The organism is Bradyrhizobium sp. WSM3983 (genome assembly GCF_000473045.1).
Classification (GTDB): domain Bacteria; phylum Pseudomonadota; class Alphaproteobacteria; order Rhizobiales; family Xanthobacteraceae; genus Bradyrhizobium.
Genome location: NZ_AXAY01000009.1, coordinates 110,003 through 129,030, shown reverse-complemented (window position 1 = coordinate 129,030; position 19,028 = coordinate 110,003). Strand labels below are relative to the sequence as shown.

Genomic DNA, 19,028 nt, shown 5'->3' with positions numbered 1-19,028 from the left:
GAATATTTGCTCGCGCGTTCAGTCGGTACTCATTGCGCCCGTCTCTTTGGCTGAGGCCAACGCTCGATCGATCATTTGGCCGGCCAGCCCAAGATACCGGGTGGGGTCGCAATGCCGGCGAATCACGTCGACTCCACCTAGGGCGGCGACGATCTCCGGCTTTTCGGCTAGGACGTCGGCCAGTTCGTCGCCACTCTCGATCGCCTGACCGCAGGCCTCGTACACCATGTCGTGGGACCGCTGCCGTCCGAGCTTCGGCGCCGCCGCCATCATGACGGCCTCAGCGACGATCAGACCATGCGTGATCGCGAGGTTCTCCCGCATGCGCCGCTCATGAACCACAAGGCCAGCCGTCAGGAACTTGGCGCTTGCAAGCGATGCCGCAGTGAGGAGAAAGGATTCCGGCAACGATATCCATTCGAGGTGCCACGGTCCGGTCGCACGCTCGAAATCATGAATCATGGCATCGAGCATGGTCGCGACGTGCTGCCGTACAGCCTTGGCCGCCGCAAGCATGATTTCGCTTGAGATCGGGTTACGCTTCTGCGGCATGGTAGATGAGGCGCCGCGGCCCGACACGAAGGGCTCGGAGAGCTCGCCGAACTCGGTCGCGCACATCAGCATCACGTCAGTGGCAATCTTGCCGAGCGTGCCCGTGATCAGACCGAGTAACGTTACCGCTTCCGCAATGCCGTCGCGCGCTACATGCCAGGTGATCGTCGGCTGAGCGAGGCCAAGTTCTTCGCAATAGAGCCGTTGGATCTCCAGCCCGCCTTCACCGATCGAAGCGAGCGTTCCGGCGGCACCTCCGAATTCACCAACCAGGATGCGAGGCAAGGCCTGGTCCAGCCGCTCAATATGCCGATCGATAGAGGAGAACCAGACCGCAACCTTGTAACCGAAGGTTACAGGCAACGCCTGCTGAAGATGTGTCCGACCCGCCATCGGCGTCGCGCGGTGCTTGTCCGCGAGGTGAGCGAGTGTTTTGTGCAGTTCCTTCAGATCGCGAACCACAATTCCGAGGGCAGCGCGGATCTGCAGCACGTTGGCCGTATCCATGATGTCTTGCGTGGTCGCGCCCCAATGTACGTAGCGGCCGGCCTCCCCGGCCGCCTCGGCAAGTTGATGGACAAGCGGCAGGATCGGATAGCCGACGATTTCGGTCTCGTGCCGGAGTCGCTCGAAATCTATTTCGACGGTCTTACTTGCCTCGTGAATAGCAGCCGCGGCCTCGGCCGGCACAACTCCGGCCCGAGCTTGAGCGCGAGCGAGCGCAGCTTCCGCCTCTAAATAGCGCTCGATCAGGCCCTCATCGCTGAACACTCTCCGCATTTCGGCCGTACCGAACATGTCGCGGAAAAGCGCAGAATCAAACACAGTGCTTCCCACGATCACCTCCCTTGAGCTTATGTTCGTACATAATAATATGTTCGAACATAGTCCAAGGTCAACGGCTATCTTGATTTCGGTCAGGCACAGCCTGAGATTTCAAAGCCAACGGGTTGAAAGGAAAAGCCTTGGGAACGAGATATGCTAATGTTGCCAAGGAATTAACCGAGGCGATCGCAACTGGGCGGTATCCGGTAGGATCATTGCTTCCGAACGAACTCGAACTTGCCGAGCGGTTTTCCGTAAGCCGATCGACCATCCGCGCGGCAATGCGGGAGCTGCAGACATCGGGCTTGGTCAGCCGGAAAAAGAGCGCCGGGACCAAGGTAGAGGCGTCCTCTCCCCCCCACGGTGGAAGCGGTTTCGTCCAGGCTCTCGGCTCTATCGAGGCCGTCCAACAGTTCGGAAGGGAGACGGTGCGCGACATTCAGGACGTCGCAGACGAAGTGGCGGACGACGAGCTCGCCGTTCGGCTCGGGTGCCGCGCTGGCCGCCGCTGGTTGCGCATCTCAAGCGTGCGGCTGATCCCAGGAGACGAGACCAAATTGCCGATCTGCTGGACCGACATCTACATCGACGCGGCCTTCGCTTCGGACGTTCGGGCCCGGATGAAAGACCACGCAGGCATCTTTAGCACCTTGGTCGAGCAAATCTCCGGCAGGCAGATCACAGAAATCCGTCAGGATATCTGCGCAAGCGGAGTACCGGGTCGCATCGCTTCCGCCATGAGGGCGGAGACTGGATCTTATGCCTTGGAGATTCGACGGCAGTACTACCAGAGTCCTAGCTCCCTGGTAGAGGTATCGCTCAGCGTCCACCCGGCGGATCGCTATCGCTACTCCATACGACTCACCAGGCAAGGGGCCTGTCAGCCGAAATGAGCGCGATGTCGTTGTCTACTGCCCTGACTGTACTCAGGAACCGACCAAGTTCGCCCTTCAACAGATCGCTTTCGTTTGACAACGCCTTTGCGGCTAAAGCCCCTGGGAAGCCAGCCCGGTCTCTTCCGCGCCGTCGCGCCATCTCTGATGCTTTTCGACCTTTGACGGGACCGGGTGGCAGCCTGTTTGAACGTTTCGAGATATTTCTTGGGTCGCTGCTCCCTGTTGCTCGATAGCCGACGCGATCGCGGCAGCGACTCCCGAAATCCGGCCGATTGTATTCCCGATCTCCTTTATTGACAGGCCGGACTCGTTGGTGGCGGACTGGATGCAGGGCCACCTCAGTCCGGGCGATATGGCCGAAGCACCGGTGACCGTACACCCGGCCGATCAATATACCTACGACGAGGCCGACGCGACAGGATCGGGAGCGCTTGGCGTCTCATCCCAAGCCGCAGCGAAGGAGATAGTTCATTCGTAAGAAAGGGCTTCCTGTGAACGCGAAGCATTCGAATGGAAGCGGCAACCTACGGAACGTGCATTCGTCAAGCAATTGCGCTTTGCTGAGGAGCAAGCTCTAAGGACCCGCTCGTCGGCAGCCGTGGACAATCACTTTCTGCTCTCTTTGGAGACCCTCAACTGATAACGGGCGCAAAGGGCGCTGATCAACTTCAGTTCGGGCCTCTTGGGATCTTTGGCCGCGACGAGCCCCAACTTCGCCTGTTCGATCAGGACCTTCGCCGCGGATACAAGATCGGTCTCTCAGCAGCTCGCGCCCTTACTCGCCGTAAGCACAGCAGCTGCCGCTAGAGTCATGTCCTTTGATTGCAGTCATTCGTGTCTCCTCAGTTTCGCTTTTCGTCGTTCGCAGCCGAAACGGGGACATCTGAGTCCGGTGCTGCGAGCGCCAAAGTGCGGTAAGTCCACACCCCCGCTCTTGTGAGAGAGACAGGTAATCCGTCGCCGTACGAAAAATGTCCGCTGCAATTCGCTGCTCGTAGCGGGCGTTGCCTCATCCCTAAGGTCGGACAAAGATTGCTTCTTTCCTCTATAGAGGAAAAATAGTACATTGGTAGCGGGGGACGCCTAAGTTGCTCAACCGGCAGAGCAAGTCTCTCGCTATTTCGGCCAGCGCCGGCACCAAAACCCATGGCGCCGACCCAACGTGTTGCAATGCGGCTCCGCTTTTGAGAAAATTGGCACGAATGCTCAGCGAGATCCGGAAAGACCGAACAAAACCCGGGGACAGAATCGATCTCGGGAACACTCGCGACGCACTGAGCGGTTCGACGATGCGAACTTCGCGGGCGCGATCGCTACCACTGAGGTTTGGACTATCCAGCCCTTGACCGGAGGGTGCACCCGATCAGTCGGATTGAGCTGAAAGAAGAGGCAGCAAGACGTGACGCAGAAGGGCTCGAAAACACTTAAACCTCGCGCGGAAGTCGACAGCGCGGCCATCGAAACGCGCCCCGTCAATAAAGGACTTGGCCCCATCGTCCGAAAACTTCGCCGGCGCGCCGGCTTGACGCTGCAGCAAGTTGCGGAGTCGTCAGGCGTGAGCCGTGCTATGTGGTCGAGCGTGGAGCGTGGGGATAAGAATCCGACCCTGCCAGTTCTTGCCAGAATGGCGGCGGGGTTGGGAGTTACGATATCCGAACTCATGGGGGAGCAGTCGCCGTCGGTTGTCGCATCTGCCACTCCCCGGCGAAACCGGCTCATTTACCGGGATGAGCAGACCGGCATCGAGCGGCATCTTCTTTCTCCGACGCATCTCGATACAGGCATGGAAGTCGTCGAGCATGTCCTCCCAAACGGACAAACGTTTGAGGGGCTTCCCTACGCCGGAATACGAACCAGCAAGTGCGTTGTTGTGATTGAAGGCCAATTGACGTTGGAGATCGGCAACGTCGTGTACACGCTTGATGCCGAGGACAGCATAACGTTCGAGATAACTGGCGAGTACCGCTTCAGGAATACGCACCCTAGTCGCTGTCGATATTACATCTTTATGATTCATCAGCGCGTAGCGAGCTGACCCGGTGTTCAAAGCGCTTTAATTGCGTGCCTCAAGACTTTGCCGGAATCGCGGGCCGCGAGCGATCCGGCTTCCGTTGCTCCGTTTCCGTGGAGCGCCGCGCGCATATTGCGGGCCGCTTGAAACGCAAACATTCCGTCCGTTCATCCTGGCCTTGTGAACCAGCCTGAGAAATTGCCGCGCCCTCGAAGCTCAGCAAGTTTAATCATTGCTCCCTACAGACGGCTACAGCCTTGACCTTAAACCCGAACGCACGTCGAGGGCATGGTCTGAAGGACCGACGAGCGCCGCTCAAAAGCCCTCACACGCCAAACGGAAATCCTCTATAGTGGAATTTTTGCTTTACGACGGCCCTCGCTCGTGTAAGTATCGAAACTCAGCGGCAGACAACGACCGCAAGCGAACGAGGCGCACAAAGACTTCGCCTCGGGACTTCCAAGGAGGAAATGGCATGGAAGAGTTTCTCATGCGTATCGGCGACCGTTGGCAGGCGGCGACGTCAAACGAATGGATTGAGTCCGAAAATCCCTATACCGGTAAGCCGTGGGCGCGGGTGCCCCGCGGAACGAGTCGCGACGCGGAGGCTGCGGTACTGGCCGCTCATGAAGCCTTCACCGAGGGCCCCTGGAGCCGCATGAGCCCGGCCGATAGAGGTCTGCTCCTCTACAAGCTCGCCGATTGCATGGCTGCGGATGCCGAGCATCTTGCCGAATTGGAAGTCCGCGACACAGGGAAACTCAAGGCCGAAATGCTCGGCAATCTCAGATATCTGCCCCGCTGGTACCAGTACTACGGCGGTTTGGCGGATAAGATCGAGGGTTCCGTCACTCCGATCGATAAGCCAGGAATGTTTCACTATGTAGCGTACGAGCCTCTCGGCGTCGTTACCTGCATCGTTCCTTGGAATTCGCCCCTCCTTCTTACGACGATGAAGGTTGCCGCGGCTCTTGCTGCAGGCAACACCGTGGTCATCAAGCCATCCGAATTCGCTTCGACGTCAGTGATCGAATTTGCACGGCTCTTCGAAAAGGCAGGGTTCCCGCCCGGAGTCGTGAACGTGGTGACCGGCTACGGTGCGGAAGTGGGAGAGGTATTGACCACGCATCCTCTGGTTAGGCGAGTTGCATTCACCGGGGGCGACGTCGGCGGAAAAGCAGTCGCGACCGCCGCTGCAAAAACATTCAAGCGCATCTCTCTGGAATTGGGCGGCAAATCCCCAAACATCGTCTTTGCAGATGCCAACCTGGATGCTGCAGTCAAGGGAGTGATTTCCGGCGTGTTCGCGGCAACAGGACAGACTTGTATGGCCGGCTCTCGCCTCCTGGTGCACTCATCCATTCACGACCGGTTCGTGGACAAGCTCGTCGCATTCGTATCCGCGGCAAAGCTTGGGGATCCGAGCAGGCCCGAAACGAACATGGGGCCAGTATCCACTAGGCCGCAACTCGAACGCGTCATGAAGTATATCGAGATCGCCAGGAGCGAAGGTGCCAAGTGCGCCACAGGTGGCCGCCGCGGATCGGGGGAGGCGTGCGGTGACGGTTGGTTCGTGGAGCCGACGATTTTTACCGGCGTGAAGAACTCGATGAGGATTGCTCGCGAGGAAATCTTCGGGCCGGTGCTCACCGTTATTCCATTCGACAGTGATGATGAGGCGGTGGAAATCGCCAACGACACGCCGTACGGCCTCGCAGCGGCCATCTGGACGACAAGCCTCGAGCGAGTTGTGAAGATGCCCAAGCGTCTGCATTCCGGGACCGTCTGGGTCAACGCCTATCGAGTCGTTAGCTACCTCGCCCCGTTCGGTGGCGTGAAGGGTTCTGGCATTGGACGGGAGAACGGCATCGAAGCCATCAAAGAGTACCTCGAAACCAAGAGCGTGTTCATCAACGGCAACCCGGACGTTCCCAATCCATTCGTCATGGGTTGAGGTTCTCGCGGACAACTTGGGAGAGCGACATGCAACATCCGAATTCGGACGACGTGGTCGGCGACTTCAAGGCGGCCATGAGACGTCTCGCGGCCACGGTGGCGATCGTCACCAGCCAGAGCGATGGGAGACGGCACGGCATGACGGCGACCGCGGTAACCTCGTTGACGACAACACCGCCTTCTCTTTTGGTGTGCATCAATCGATCCGCCAGCATCCATGAGCCGATCATCAGAAGTCGTCAATTCTGTGTAAATCTGCTGGCGTGCGAACATGGCCATCTTGTGCCGATATTCAGCGGGAAGATGACGGGCGAGGAGCGATTTTGCTCCGGCGATTGGGCGATTGGCGAGTTCGAGATCCCCTACCTGGCAAATGCCCAAGCAAATGTCTTCTGCAGCGTCTCAGAGACCTTGGCTCACGGTAGCCACTCGGTCTTCATCGGCAATGTCGAAAAGGTCGTGTTGTTCGGCGAGCCGTCGCCTCTACTTTATCAGGAGGGGGCCCTTTACAAGTCAATTGCACTCTCTTAGCCCACGCCCAAACCGACAAAACAATAACGAGCACAACTGCTCGACCACGTAAACCAATGAGGAGGAAACCTTGAGCAATCTCGACGCATATCGCAGTGCCGGCAACCCCTTGTTCAACGAGAACAAGCTCAAGCTCGGAATATTTGGACCGAACTGTTCGAATGCTTGCGCCATCACACTAGCAGAGACGACCTTCGAACCGACCTTCGAGAAGAATCTCGAGATCGTCGGGATGCTCGAGGATGCTGGCTTCGAATGCATCGTACCGATCGCGCGCTGGCGTGGTTTTGGCGGGCCATCGAATTTCAACGGCAACTGTATGGAGACCTACACGTGGGCGTCGGCCCTTGCGGCTCGAACCCAAAAGATCTTCCTTTTCGCCACGTCCCATGTGCCTACGTTGCATCCGATCGTTGCGGCAAAAATGGCGACCACGATCGACCGGATATCGAAGGGTCGCTTTGGCCTGAATATGGTATGCGGTTGGTTCACCCCCGAAATGGAAATGTTCGGGGTGAAAATGATGGAGCACGACAACCGCTATGAATATGCCACCGAATGGGTCCAAGTTCTTGAGAAGCTCTGGACCGAGAAATGGTTCGATCACAAGGGCGAATTCTTTGCTATCAATCAAGGCTTCTCCGATCCGAAACCATATCAGAAGCCTCGCCCGGTGTTGATCAGCGCTGGATCTTCCAGCAAGGGACGCGAGTTCGCCGCTCGATTTTGCGACATCAACTTCTCGGTAGTCGAAGACGTCGAGAAGGGCACGAAGTGGGTGGAGACCATGAAGAAGCTCGCATGGGAGCAGTACAAGCGCGAGGTGGGGACGTTCACCTATTCGTATGCGGTGGTACGCGATACGGAGAAGGAGGCGCGCGAGTACTTCAACTACTACGTCCACGAGAAGGGCGATTGGGAGGCGTGTGATAACATCTGCAAGGTGTTCGGCGTGCAAAGCGGAAGTTATACTCCCGAATACTTCGACAAGTTCCGCGAAAACTTCATTGCGGGATGGGGCGGTTATCCGCTTGTGGGGACGCCGGAGCAGGTCACTGATAGGCTAGTTGATTTGGCGCGGACCGGCATCGATGGCACTCTGATCTCGATGGTCGACTACAACCACGAGCTTCCATACTGGAACGCCAAGGTCATGCCCCTTCTGGAGCAGGCCGGGTTGCGCAAGCCGTTGACTAAGTCGGCGGTCGCCGCGTGAACACGCCAGCGTTGCGTCTAATTTAATCAGATTTGGCCCCGGGGACGCTTGAGATCGCCGGGGCCATAGCCTGCGAAGCAGGCTGAGGTTTGCGCGAGGGCGGTAATGAACGACCGCATTGAGGACAAAGCGGATCATGCGGAGAACGGAGCCGCGCAGAGCCGTCGCCAAGCTGCGGAACTTGACCATTCCGAGCGCCTAGCTGCGAATCTCTCCGCTGATTCGGGTCAAAGTTTTCGGGCTGGCGGCACGCTGAAAACTTTGGGCGAACATGCGCCTGTCCGGCGTTACCCACATGATCTTTCGGGCTCAAGACTGGAAGCCGAGAAAGTCAAAGTGGATGTGACCACGCGGTTCACATCCTTGAAACCAACCGGACGTTCAGTTCGAGTTCGGCAGGGGGTGTCATTCAACTTCCCCGGCTCATGCCACCTCCTTGCGCGAAGCCGGCGTGGCCACGGTTCGACCGTTGAGCGACGATGCGTTATCGGCGGCGGCTTCGAGCGCCTCAGGCGAAAGCTTATCCGCCGCCGCATCTCGGAGAGGCCCGCAGCACGGGCCGCCCGGTGCGGTCAGCCCAATCATAACGGCTGGTGGCAAGGATCGCATCCTAGTCGATGTCGGCATCGACGTGGCAAGCGGAAAGGCAGAAATTCCAATTGCTTCGTCGAAACAGCGGCGCGGCCCCCTTCAACGCCTGATTCCGGATGAGGTTCGAAACCTCTAAAAGGTTGGAGGCGTATTGACGACGAGTGCCCGTGCCGGCGTAGGACCCGGATTGTGGTAGCCATGCGGCAGCTCTGATCGGATATGCACGGAGTCACCTTCGTGCAAGATGTACTTCTCCGATCCAACCGTCACCTCGAGCGTACCTTCCAAAACATACATGACCTCCTCGCCTTGGTGGGAGATGAGGTCGCGTCCTCCCGTGCCAGACGGAATGAGGTGAATACTGCCCTCCAAGAGGTTGGTTGCCTTGAAAGGAATGAGCTGTTCGACCGTCACGTTACTATTCGGCCGGAGCGGATGAATTTTCAACACGGGCCGTTCTCCCGCCCGCGATACGATGCCGGGTGGTGCGTTCGGCCGCGCGAACAACTCCATGACCGTAAGATCGAGACACCGGCAGAGCCGGTGCAAGGTTGATAACGACGGCATCGCTCGCTCGTTCTCCACCTTTGACAGGAGGCTCTCGGAGCAACCCGCTCGCTCCGCGAGTTCGCGCAACGTCATTCGACGAGTCATGCGCGCGTGCCGAAGCCGAAGCCCGATATGCGCGTCCTCCTCGCGTTGCGGCGCCTTCGCGCTTTTCGGGGCGGCCGAAGGCCGCTTTTTGTTTCTCGTAGACACATCCGATTCTCGGTTGGACCCAATCGAGGACCTTAAGCTAAAAGCCGAAACTTTCCAGCGCCTTAGAAATTATGCCGCCGCGGCTTGAATTGTACGTGAATGTCATTCAAGGTACTTGAACGACATTGCGGTACCACGTAAAAGCGTGCTCTAACCTTATGTATTTGAGGGTGCCCTTATGGCTCGCGAAACCACGTTGATCGAAACGCAGGCGACGAACTCAAATCCGCATTACGAACCGTACGGATGGCAGCATTGGCCGGATCATCCGTGGTGGTCGTATCAATTTCGACGCGGCCTTGGAGAGACGCAGGAAGGTGCCGGCGCCATCAGCGAAGTCTTCCTGGCGGCCTCAAGAATGAAGCCGGGTGATGACGAAAGCTGGCATCGGGAGTGGATGGGCGTCGCAGAGCGGAATCGCGAGCGAGCTACCAGGGCCGAGGAGGCAGGTCATATCCAGACCGCTCAGAACTGTTGGCTGCGGGCAGCTGGATATTACCGGCAGGCCGAATTCTGGTTGCCTGCGAATGATCCGCGCCGTCTAGCAACGTTCGAGTTGATGGAAGCCTGCTCCAAGAAGTTCATCTCCTATCTCGCGCCCGCTGGCGAGGTCGTTGATGTACCGTACGAGAAAGGCGTGTCTCTTTGCGCCTATTTCGTGCGCTCGCCACATGGTGCCGGAAAGCAGCCGGTGCTTATTTCGATGGGCGGCCTCGACTCGATCAAGGACGAAATGTGGTTCATGCAGGCACGCGGCGCCCTCCAGCGCGGCATTTCCGTTCTGATGGTTGACGGGCCGGGTCAGGGCGGCACACTGCGCCGCCACGGGGTCGTCAGCCGCTATGATTATGAAGTCCCGATCGGCCGCTGCATCGACTATCTGGCGACGCGCAACGACGTGGACGCGTCAAGGATCGCGGTGTGCGGATCCAGCCTTGGCGGCTACTACGCGGCCCGGGCTGGCAGCTTTGAGCCGCGTCTTGCCGCCTGCATCTCGCACGGCGCAATCTGGGATTTTGCGGCTCAAATCGGAGAGCGGTCCGAGGATCACCCGCTCGCGAAGCATCTGTTGTGGGTCACAGGCGCGAAGTCGATGAAAGAGCTTCCCGAGGTGGTCAAGCGATTTCGGCTCGAAGGCGCGCTCGACAATATGAAATGCCCGTACTTGATCGTTCATGGTGGCTACGACGTCCTCGGCGTGAAACAGGCGCAGATCGTCAGGGACTATGCTGTGTCCAAGGGAGTCGACGTGACATTTCACTTGGTCAGCGAGGAAGAGACGGGCGCGGATCACTGTCAGCACGACAATCCGACGCTGGGCCAGGAAATCATCGGCGACTGGCTCTGCAAAACATTCGGCATCGACGAGAAGGTTCTGAGGAGAGAATCCCCCGTGGCGCCTCTCATTTGAAGCATTCCAGACCCGGTCGACGGGACCTGGACCGTTCAGCCCACAGCTTGAAACTATATGTGCCCGGGGCGCCATGACCCAACCGTTCGAAATCCATACGACATCGCGAGCGCGGCTGCCAATCAAGGTCGCGCTGACGATGCTAGGTATGCTCGGCATCACCTACGCGATCAATGCCATGGACCGCATCGTCTTTCCGGTACTGCTGCCAAACATCAATAAGTCCTTCGCCTTCTCTCTCGAACAGGGTGGATTTCTATCCACTATCTTCACGCTGGGAATCGGCCTCTCCGGCCTTCCGACGGGTTTCCTGATGGATCGGCTGACGCGACTAAAGGTGCTTGTCATCGGGGTCGCGCTCTACTCGGTCCTGACAATCATGTCGGCCTTCTCTATCGGCTTTTACGACATGGCGTTCTATCGGACACTTTCCGGCGTCGGCGAGGGCATGCAACAAGCAGCACTCTTCACTGCCGTGGGCGCCTACTTCGCCAACAACCGCGCAGTGGCGCTCGGGTCGATGAATTTCGCCTATGGCGTCGGCTCCTTTGTGGGACCTATGCTGGCGGCGTACCTGCTGTTCTGGAGTGGTGACTGGCGCGTTCCCCTGATCAGCTATGGTCTATTGGGCCTTGTCATTATCATCGCCACCGTCGCTGCGGTCTCGCCTTCGTTTACCGAGCAAGCAGGCGAGCTCGTCGATATGGTAGTGCAGGATTCAACGGAAAACCTTCCGCCTAATGTTCTCAATTGGAATGTAGTCATTTGCGCGATCAGTGCGGTCACGCTTGGTGTCGCAGGCTACGGCTTCCTCGGTCTTTATCCCACATTCCTGCGCAGCGAGCTGGGTTTCAGCGTCACCGAAGCCGGCTTGGCGGCGAGTTTGTTCGGCGCCGGCGCCCTGTTCGGGATACCCGCCGGCTACGTAGCAGACCGCTTCAACCAGCGCTGGATTGCGATCTTTGCGACCATCGTGATGATGGTAAACAACTATTCGATCTTCAATCTCGCTAGATCAGCAGCAGCCCAAGGCATGTTGGCGTTGCTCGCAGGCGCGATCGGAAGCGGCTTCGTTTTCATTAATACCTATGCCTTGATTCAGCGCTGTGTACGACCCGCGCAGGTCGGCCGTGCATCCGGTGTGATGATTACCTGCCTCTATTTGCCGGCCAGCCTAGCAGGTTACCTGTTTGCGCTTCTGGTCAATCATTCGGGCTGGGGCAATGCAGCCCTCCTGCAACTTTGCCTCGTCCCCCTCGTCGCCATCGTTGCGATGCTGTTTCTCGACACATCCGCCGTTCGCGGCACGAAACGGACCGCAGTTGTTAAGGAAATCATTCATGAACAGTGAGTTCGGCAGCAGTTTCCGCAATCGCCTGAACTACGCCTCGATCTACAACCGCCCAGCGCTGACCCTGCCTGGTAATGCCAGAGTCGCCGTGTGGACGATCGTCAATCTGGAGAACTGGAGCCCATCTGGCGCGATGCCCCGCACCATCCTCCCGCCACCCATGGGGCAGCCACTCTTGCCCGATCTTCCGAACTGGGCCTGGTACGAATATGGGATGCGCGTCGGCTTCTGGCGGTTTCTCGAAGCGCTCGGCGAGCGCAATCTGAACGCCACATTGGCGGTCAATGGCTCCGCATGCGCGGACTACCGCGAAGCCTGCGAGGCGGCACATCGGGCCGGTTGGGAGTTCATGGGGCACGGCTTGGCCCAAAAGCCGATGCATATGGTCGACGATCAAGGGGCAGAGATCGTAGCTACGATGCGGGCAATCGCCGGGATCACCGGGCACGCGCCGCGCGGATGGGAGAGCCCTGGTCTCACCGAAACCGACGCAACACTCGATTTTCTTGCTGAGGCCGGTATCGAATATGTTGCAGACTGGGTATTGGATGATCAGCCAGTGTCGTTGAAGACCCGCTCCGGCGCTATTGTCTCCGTGCCCTATTCCGTCGAAATCAACGACGTCGTGCTGAGCGCCGTGCAGCAGCAGCCATCGGATGAAATCTACCGGCGCGGCCGCGATCAGTTCGACCGGCTTTATATCGAGGGCGCAAAGGCCCCTCGTATTATGGCAATTTCAATCCATCCCTATCTCACCGGCGTTCCTCACCGCATCAAATATCTTGAAATGCTTTACGACTACATTCTTGGGCACGACTCGGTCTTGATGTGGAGGGGCGAACAGATACTCGACTGGTACAAAGGACAAATTTGTTCTGATCTGCCGCCAAAAAGGCCGCCCGATCGAGCGAGTAGCCCCACTTGATCGAACCCGTTCACAGCGCTGCAGGAATGCGCGTTACCCCTGGCGAGCGCGCGCGGTCAAGAGGGCGCCTGAAACTCGTACGAGATACGGCCAGCCGGAAGGTAGAACAGCGCGATGACTGCACCGCCTCTGACTTCCGGAAAGTGCCGGCTGCCGGGATCGGGTGCGGTCCAACCTGGGCCTTGCCATCGTTGTAAGCCCTTCAGTTGCGCTCCTTTGTCCAGCGGGACGACCAGGTTGAGCTCGCCGTATGGGTGCCCGTGGTATTGGCCGCGCAGCACGTCCCTTTCGTCTTCGTCCTTGAAACGTCGCGCGTCCTTGCTGTTCATGTACACGGCCGTGATGCTGAACTGGAACGTCTCTGGCACCGGCTCCAGGATCCGGCTACGGCGATAATTGGGACCTTCCAGCTCCTGATTGGCCGCCCAGCCCTCCGCAACACCGATCTTTATCAAACGTGACAGCTCCTGATAGAGCTCGCTCTCTTCGCCATACTCGTCATTGAGCCATTTCTCCATCTCTGCGCCGGGCGTCATGTCCTTGACTTCCCGCAAGAACCGAATGCTGCGCTGGATAAGGTCTTCTCTGCTGCCCATAGTGCTTCCTCCCTCAAGGCCGTTCATTTAAATCCGACGAACGATACGAATTCCTGGATCCCGCTCGTGGCATCAGCCGCCTCTCGGGCGGGTTCCTCGCGAAGCCGACCGACATCCCGCAGACCAATATTTGCTCCTCGGGGATCGACAGCAGCGAGCGCAAAATCCCGTGGTTTTTCGAAAATGTCTCCCTAGCAATCTCGAGCTTTCGCTTCGGGTCATCGTTCATCTGCTTGACAGTCGCATCAGGATTGGCCTGACCTGTCGTCTGTGTCGTCGTGGCCGCCGGATCATTGTTGTTAGGGATGGATGACTGCTGCGGCAACGTTTTTGCCGGCCTCGTCGCGGTCGTCGGCGCCGCAGATCCGTCCTCAGCGCTGATGGCTTGGGTGTTGATAAAAGAGCGCCCACCACCAGCGACGCGGTGAGCGCCCGATGCCTGAAGTTCATCGATCCGTCTCCGGTCAGATCAATGAAAACGATTTCTGGCGATTGATATTCCCCTCACGTCTCGAGCTGCTTGCCGATCGGCAGCGCGCGGATACGTTTTCCCGTCGCGGCAAAGATGGCGTTGATCAGGGCCGGTGCGAACGGCGGTACGCCGGGCTCGCCGACGCCGCTGGGCGGCGTGTCGGGACCGGGCCGGACGATGTGGACGTTCGTCACCAGCGGCGCCTCGTCGATCCGGACCACCGGGAAGTCGTCGAAGTTCTTCTGCTGCACCTTGCCGTCCTTGAAGGTGATCTCGCCATATTTGGCGAGGCTCAGCCCCATGATGGCCGCACCCTCGATCTGGGACTGGATCCGCTCCGGATTGACGTAGGTTCCGCAATCGATGGCAGTGTCGACCTGCGGCACCGTCAGTTTGCCCTTATCGTCGACAGCCACCTCGACGATGGTCGCGATATAGCTGACAAAGCTGCGGTGGACGGCAATCCCCAGTCCATGGCCTTTGGGCACCGACCGTCCCCAGCCGCCTTTGTCGGCAACCAGTTCGACCACGCGCCGCAGCCGTGCCGTGTCGATCGGGTAACTGGAATAGGGCTCGCCATAGTTCCAGGGATCCTTGACCGACGACAGATCGACGATCCGGGGCGAGCCGATCAGCTCGAGCAGCATCTCCTTCTGATCGCGGTTGGTGGCCTGCGCGAGCTCGCCGACCATGGATTGGACCGCAAAGGCATGCGGGACATTGGACACTGAGCGGAACCAGCCGATCCTTGTATGCGCCGCGGCTTGCGGATTCTCGCACTGGAGGTTGGCCATCTCGAAAGGATTGTCGATCAGACCCATGCCGAGTTCGAACGGCGCTTCATGGACGATACCGGCCGCAAAGGTCGAGGCGATGCTGGGCGCGACGCTGCGGTGGCGCCAGGCGATCACCTTGCCGTTCTTGTCGAGGCCCGCCTCGATCCGTTCGACCGACACCGTGTGCAGGAAGTCGTGCTGCACGTCGTCCTCGCGCGTCCACTGCATCTTGACCGGCGCATTGAGCGCCTTCGAGAGCAGGGCCGCTTCCAGCGCGTAGTCGCATTTCGACTTTCGGCCGAAACCGCCGCCGAGCAGCGTGACGTTGACCGTGACATTGTCCTCGGGGATGCCAAGCGTCTTGGCAACGTCCTCGCGCGTGCCGCCCGGGCTTTGCAACGGCGCCCAGACCTCGGCCTTGTCACCCTTGACGTCGGCGACCGCGACCGGCGGCTCCATGCTGACATGGGCGAGATGAGGCAGATAATATTCGCCGACGATCACCTTGTCGGCGCTCTTCAAGGCGGCGTCGACGTCGCCTTCCTTGCGCACGACGAGCCCCGGTTTGCGCGCGGCCTCCTCAAGCTCGGCGCGGTAGGCGACCGAGTCGTATTTGGCGTTGGTGCCGTCGTCCCAGGTGATCTTCAGCGCGTCGCGACCCTTGATCGCGGCCCCCGTATTGCGCGCGATCACGGCCACGCCGCCGAGCGGCTGGAATTTCGAAGGCCACGGCCATCCCTGGACCTCCATGACCTTCTCGACGCCGGAGACCTTCATGGCGTCCGTCGAATCGAACGCCACCAGCTTGCCGCCGGTCACCGGCGGACGAGCGATCACGGCGTATTTCATCCCAGGCAGGCGGATATCCGCGCCGTAGCCGGCCTTACCGGTGGTGATGTCGTGCAGGTCGACGATGCTGATCTCGCCCTTGCCGAGATAACGGAAGTTCTTCGGGTCCTTAAGCTTGAGACTGCCGAAGACCGGCACGGGTTCCTTAGCGGCATCGGCGGCGAGATCCCCGAATCCGATCTTCCGTCCACTCACGTCGTGGACCACCTCGTGGTTATTGGCTTTCACCTCGACGACTGGAACGCCCCAGTGCTTCGCCGCGGCCTGCTCCAGCATCGTGCGGGCCGACGCACCGATCTGGCGCATCGGCATCAGGTAATGCCGCGTGCTGCGCGAGCCGTCGGTGTCCTGGTTGCCGTATTTGACCTCATCGCCATGCGCCTGCTGGACGCGAACGCGCGACCAGTCGGCCTCCATTTCCTCGGCAACGATCAGCGGCAGGCTGGTGCGGACGCCGGTGCCCATTTCGGCGCGATGTGCGACAATGGTGACGGTGCCATCTGGGGCGATCGCCACGAACACACGCGGATCGACTACGGTGCCATGCGGCATCTTGCCGGCGCCGGTTTCATAGGCGGCGAAAGCACGACGGCTCATCACGGGCGCGGCAAGCACGAAGCCGCCGGCAATCCCGAGACCTTTGAGGATGCTGCGGCGAGAAACGTTTTCGACCTTGATCGTTCGGATGGACTGCTCAAAGCCGCGGAGTTTCTTGGGGTTGGTGGGAATATTCATGGTCACACCCCTGTCGAAGCGAGATGGATGGCGTTTTCAATGCGCTGGTAGCAGCCGCAGCGGCAGATATTGCCTGCCATCGCCTCTCGTATCTGGTCATGCGAGGGTTTGGGATTCTCGCTCAGCAGCGCGGCCGCCTGCATGATCTGGCCGGCCTGGCAGTAGCCGCACTGCGGCACGTTGACCTGACGCCAGGCCTTTTGCACGGGGTGATCGCCGGTGGGGTGGAGGCCTTCGATGGTGGTGATCTCGCGGCCGACCACGTCGGAGACCGAAGTGATGCAGGAGCGCACCGCTTCCTTGTCGACGATGACGGTGCAGGCGCCGCACAAGGCCTGGCCGCAGCCGAACTTTGTGCCGGTCAATCCCACTTCATCGCGGAGAAACCAAAGCAGGGGAAGATCCGGGTCGCCGTCCCAGTTTTGTTGCTGGCCGTTAATCTTCAATTTGATCATGATCGTTTTCTCGCTCTTCTTAAGCCCCCGATACCCGTTGATGTAATAAGCGGTCGATGTCCGGTTTGGGCGCAGGCTGGAACACGCTTCCGTTTGCCTGCGTCGCCACCTCGGGCTGGCCACACGAATCGTAGATGACAGCCGCAGCAAAGGCCAACCGGATAGCGCCACGCTGGCCGACTCCGATCGTCTTCCAAAAGATCATCCCCACCCTCCTCTAACCGGCATTCAATAATGACCCGCCGCCGTCCTACGGAAGTGCAAACATTGCAGCTTGAGAATGAGCGAGATTCAGCTTGCCATTGACGACCAACCCGACAGCCGCGAGCCTACAAAGGCTGCCCGCGTCCCTTCGAGCGGTATTCATCCTGACAGGGAGTTGCGACCCCGGAGCGCTTGGCTCTAACATCGAACCCGCGTGCAGCCTCGCCGAGGCTTGCGCTTCACGATCGAGAGATTGCAGCCGTGTCCGTTTCGTTCAAGACCTTGGACTTGAATTTGCTGAAGGTATTCGACGCAGTGATGGAGGAACGCAGCGTCTTGCGCGCGAGTCAGAAAGTTGCGCTCAGCCAATCCGCAGTAAGCCACTCCCTCGCCCGGCTGCGCGAAATGCTCGAAGACGACTTGTTCGTGCGTACAGCAACAGGCATGCAGCCAACCAGCCGGGCTCTCGCGATGGCCCCGCTTGTCCGCGACGCCCTGCGGTCCCTGAAGGCTGCAGTCGAGCTTCCCAAATTCGACCTGACAAACTCCACCAAGCAATTCACTTTGGCTGCCAACGACTTCACGACAATGGTGTTGGCTTCGTCGCTGCTCTCCATCCTCGGCCGGGAAGCTCCATCGGTCGACCTCGTGATCAAGCCCGTCACACGGATAGACCTGGCCGAACAGATAGACCTCGGACGCGTCGACGTCGCCATCGGCGTATTCTCAGCGCTTCCCGATCGTTTCCGGTCGAGTTTCCTGTTCGAATATGATGACGTCCTGGTCGTAGCGGCAAAGCACAAGCTTGACAGGCTCGACAACAAGCGGCTGGCGGCACTTCCGCTGGTCGTGGTCTCTTTCGGCGGTGAGCAGGAAGGCGCGATTGACGGCTTCATCTCGGAACGCGGGCTCGCAAGAAGATCGGAAATGTATGATCGCGCCGCACTGGAACGCGCGCTTGGCGACAGCGATCGTCCGCCGCGAACTGCCGTCTCCCTGCCACACTTCCTCGCACTTCCGGCGCTGCTCGAAAACACGAAACTGGCAGCGATCGTCCCGCGACCGTTAGCCAGGGCATTCGCCGAACGACACGCCATCGCAACGCATGAACTGCCGTATCCGACCACTCCGCTGGAAGTGAGAATGCTTTGGCACCAGCGCGTCGAAGGCGATCCTTCGCAAGAATGGCTTCATGATATCTTGCGGCGCGCCAGCGACTCACTCAAGGCCGTCGGATATCGCAAAAAGGAGCAACACGAAACAAGCCGTGATCCTCACGCTCAAGCTGGCGATCATCACGAACCAAAAACCACAAACCGCCTAGGAGATTCCAGATGCCGAAACTGATCATAACATCCAGCAACGCGCCCGTTACCGGCTTCACCGACCGTTCGACGCCATCACCGATCGTCCAGGCGACCAAGCAACTCACTTTGGCTGCCAACGACTTCACGACAATGGCGTTAGCTTCGTCGCTGCTCTCCATCCTCGGCCGGGAAGCTCCGTCGGTCGACCTCGTGATCAACTCCGTCACACGGATAACCGCGTCCGCCGAAAAGAACGATTTCCAGATTTCCTTTATTTGGCGTCATTTCTTGCAGTCAATTTACTTGCCTTGCTTCCTAAAGACTCATATGTAGCAACTAGCCGAAAAGGAACGGCCGGTTGGTACTCCGGCGGCTCGCATCATCTAGCGGGATCACTTGCTGCTTGCGGGACCACGGCGCCTCAAAGGGGCGCGTGGCTTTCGGGTTCTCCTGAAGACGTGCCCTTCGATCATAGAAGGATCATGTCCATGAACCATCGAACTAAAGTGTTGTACCACACGGTCAGCTTTGTTGTTTCTGGGGTAATTGCGGTACAGCTTTCGACTGCGGCATTCACCCAAACTCATCTCAAGTCTGAAAATGTAAGGCG

General features: G+C 59.1%; 16 protein-coding genes and 1 pseudogene. 10 read left to right on the top strand and 7 right to left on the bottom strand.

The window, feature by feature from the left end; translation table 11 throughout:
- Positions 1-18: 18 nt before the first annotated feature.
- The gene (gene pcaB / locus YUA_RS0116635; protein WP_198029449.1) at positions 19-1,350 is read right to left on the bottom strand and encodes a 3-carboxy-cis,cis-muconate cycloisomerase; all 1,332 of its coding nucleotides are present in this window, start codon (positions 1,348-1,350) and stop codon (positions 19-21) included.
- A gap of 167 nt (positions 1,351-1,517) precedes the next feature.
- Between pcaB and YUA_RS0116630 the strand changes: the two genes are divergently transcribed.
- From YUA_RS0116630 to YUA_RS0116605, 5 genes are all read left to right on the top strand, one after another.
- Positions 1,518-2,270 carry a GntR family transcriptional regulator gene (locus YUA_RS0116630; protein ID WP_027531728.1) on the top strand — a complete coding sequence of 251 codons (753 nt, stop codon included), beginning with the start codon at positions 1,518-1,520 and terminating at the stop codon, positions 2,268-2,270.
- 1,402 nt (positions 2,271-3,672) lie between these two features.
- Entirely contained in the window at positions 3,673-4,308 is a 636-nt protein-coding gene (locus tag YUA_RS0116620; RefSeq protein ID WP_051383210.1) for a helix-turn-helix domain-containing protein, read from the top strand.
- Between the two features lie 451 nt (positions 4,309-4,759).
- A complete protein-coding gene (locus tag YUA_RS0116615; RefSeq protein WP_027531726.1) occupies positions 4,760-6,238 on the top strand; it encodes an aldehyde dehydrogenase in 1,479 nt (492 codons plus the stop codon).
- A 29-nt stretch (positions 6,239-6,267) separates the two neighbouring features.
- The gene (locus YUA_RS47460; protein ID WP_063627792.1) at positions 6,268-6,771 is read left to right on the top strand and encodes a flavin reductase family protein; all 504 of its coding nucleotides are present in this window, start codon (positions 6,268-6,270) and stop codon (positions 6,769-6,771) included.
- 70 nt (positions 6,772-6,841) lie between these two features.
- The gene (locus tag YUA_RS0116605) at positions 6,842-7,987 is read left to right on the top strand and encodes an LLM class flavin-dependent oxidoreductase (RefSeq protein WP_027531724.1); all 1,146 of its coding nucleotides are present in this window, start codon (positions 6,842-6,844) and stop codon (positions 7,985-7,987) included.
- 723 nt (positions 7,988-8,710) lie between these two features.
- Here the strand turns inward: YUA_RS0116605 and YUA_RS51670 are convergent.
- The gene (locus YUA_RS51670; protein WP_245285183.1) at positions 8,711-9,028 is read right to left on the bottom strand and encodes a cupin domain-containing protein; all 318 of its coding nucleotides are present in this window, start codon (positions 9,026-9,028) and stop codon (positions 8,711-8,713) included.
- A 60-nt stretch (positions 9,029-9,088) separates the two neighbouring features.
- Positions 9,089-9,337, bottom strand: a pseudogene (locus tag YUA_RS52565) (helix-turn-helix domain-containing protein); the annotation flags it as partial.
- Positions 9,338-9,515: 178 nt separating this feature from the next.
- On the opposite strand from YUA_RS52565, the gene YUA_RS0116595 reads away from it, so the two are divergent.
- The 3 genes from YUA_RS0116595 (at position 9,516) to YUA_RS0116585 (ending at position 13,024) form a co-directional block, all read left to right on the top strand.
- Positions 9,516-10,748: a S9 family peptidase gene (locus YUA_RS0116595; protein WP_027531722.1), complete on the top strand. Its 1,233-nt coding sequence runs from the start codon at positions 9,516-9,518 to the stop codon at positions 10,746-10,748.
- A gap of 73 nt (positions 10,749-10,821) precedes the next feature.
- Positions 10,822-12,099, top strand: a complete 1,278-nt coding sequence (locus YUA_RS44120) for an MFS transporter (protein ID WP_051383207.1) — start codon at positions 10,822-10,824, stop codon at positions 12,097-12,099.
- Complete coding sequence (locus tag YUA_RS0116585; protein WP_051383206.1) at positions 12,089-13,024, top strand: polysaccharide deacetylase family protein; 936 nt, start codon at positions 12,089-12,091, stop codon at positions 13,022-13,024. Before YUA_RS44120 ends, YUA_RS0116585 begins: the two co-directional genes overlap by 11 nt.
- Positions 13,025-13,080: 56 nt before the next feature.
- Here YUA_RS0116585 and YUA_RS0116580 read toward each other — a convergent pair whose 3' ends face one another.
- From YUA_RS0116580 to YUA_RS0116565, 4 genes are all read right to left on the bottom strand, one after another.
- A complete protein-coding gene (locus YUA_RS0116580) occupies positions 13,081-13,620 on the bottom strand; it encodes a DUF4863 family protein (protein WP_027531720.1) in 540 nt (179 codons plus the stop codon).
- 504 nt (positions 13,621-14,124) lie between these two features.
- Positions 14,125-16,452, bottom strand: coding sequence for a molybdopterin cofactor-binding domain-containing protein (locus YUA_RS0116575; protein ID WP_027531719.1), 2,328 nt, complete (start codon positions 16,450-16,452; stop codon positions 14,125-14,127).
- 2 nt (positions 16,453-16,454) lie between these two features.
- Entirely contained in the window at positions 16,455-16,907 is a 453-nt protein-coding gene (locus YUA_RS0116570) for a (2Fe-2S)-binding protein (protein WP_027531718.1), read from the bottom strand.
- 19 nt (positions 16,908-16,926) lie between these two features.
- Positions 16,927-17,112 (bottom strand): hypothetical protein, encoded by a 186-nt coding sequence (locus YUA_RS0116565; RefSeq protein WP_027531717.1) that lies wholly within the window; start codon positions 17,110-17,112, stop codon positions 16,927-16,929.
- A gap of 260 nt (positions 17,113-17,372) precedes the next feature.
- On the opposite strand from YUA_RS0116565, the gene YUA_RS44115 reads away from it, so the two are divergent.
- Together YUA_RS44115 and YUA_RS51035 are read left to right on the top strand one after the other, a co-directional pair.
- A complete protein-coding gene (locus tag YUA_RS44115; protein WP_084292636.1) occupies positions 17,373-18,458 on the top strand; it encodes a LysR family transcriptional regulator in 1,086 nt (361 codons plus the stop codon).
- Positions 18,446-18,751, top strand: a complete 306-nt coding sequence (locus tag YUA_RS51035; protein ID WP_027531716.1) for a hypothetical protein — start codon at positions 18,446-18,448, stop codon at positions 18,749-18,751. Before YUA_RS44115 ends, YUA_RS51035 begins: the two co-directional genes overlap by 13 nt.
- Positions 18,752-19,028 lie beyond the last annotated feature (277 nt).

Excerpts from the sequence above, each read along its gene's own strand:
- pcaB (WP_198029449.1), bottom strand. The coding sequence starts at position 1,350 with ATGTTCGGTACGGCCGAAATGCGGAGAGTGTTCAGCGATGAGGGCCTG.
- YUA_RS0116585 (WP_051383206.1), top strand. The coding sequence starts at position 12,089 with ATGAACAGTGAGTTCGGCAGCAGTTTCCGCAATCGCCTGAACTACGCC.
- YUA_RS0116575 (WP_027531719.1), bottom strand. The coding sequence starts at position 16,452 with ATGAATATTCCCACCAACCCCAAGAAACTCCGCGGCTTTGAGCAGTCC.
- YUA_RS0116580 (WP_027531720.1), bottom strand. The coding sequence starts at position 13,620 with ATGGGCAGCAGAGAAGACCTTATCCAGCGCAGCATTCGGTTCTTGCGG.
- YUA_RS0116570 (WP_027531718.1), bottom strand. The coding sequence starts at position 16,907 with ATGATCAAATTGAAGATTAACGGCCAGCAACAAAACTGGGACGGCGAC.
- YUA_RS0116595 (WP_027531722.1), top strand. The coding sequence starts at position 9,516 with ATGGCTCGCGAAACCACGTTGATCGAAACGCAGGCGACGAACTCAAAT.
- YUA_RS47460 (WP_063627792.1), top strand. The coding sequence starts at position 6,268 with ATGCAACATCCGAATTCGGACGACGTGGTCGGCGACTTCAAGGCGGCC.
- YUA_RS0116615 (WP_027531726.1), top strand. The coding sequence starts at position 4,760 with ATGGAAGAGTTTCTCATGCGTATCGGCGACCGTTGGCAGGCGGCGACG.
- YUA_RS51035 (WP_027531716.1), top strand. The coding sequence starts at position 18,446 with ATGCCGAAACTGATCATAACATCCAGCAACGCGCCCGTTACCGGCTTC.
- YUA_RS44120 (WP_051383207.1), top strand. The coding sequence starts at position 10,822 with ATGACCCAACCGTTCGAAATCCATACGACATCGCGAGCGCGGCTGCCA.
- YUA_RS0116565 (WP_027531717.1), bottom strand. The coding sequence starts at position 17,112 with ATGATCTTTTGGAAGACGATCGGAGTCGGCCAGCGTGGCGCTATCCGG.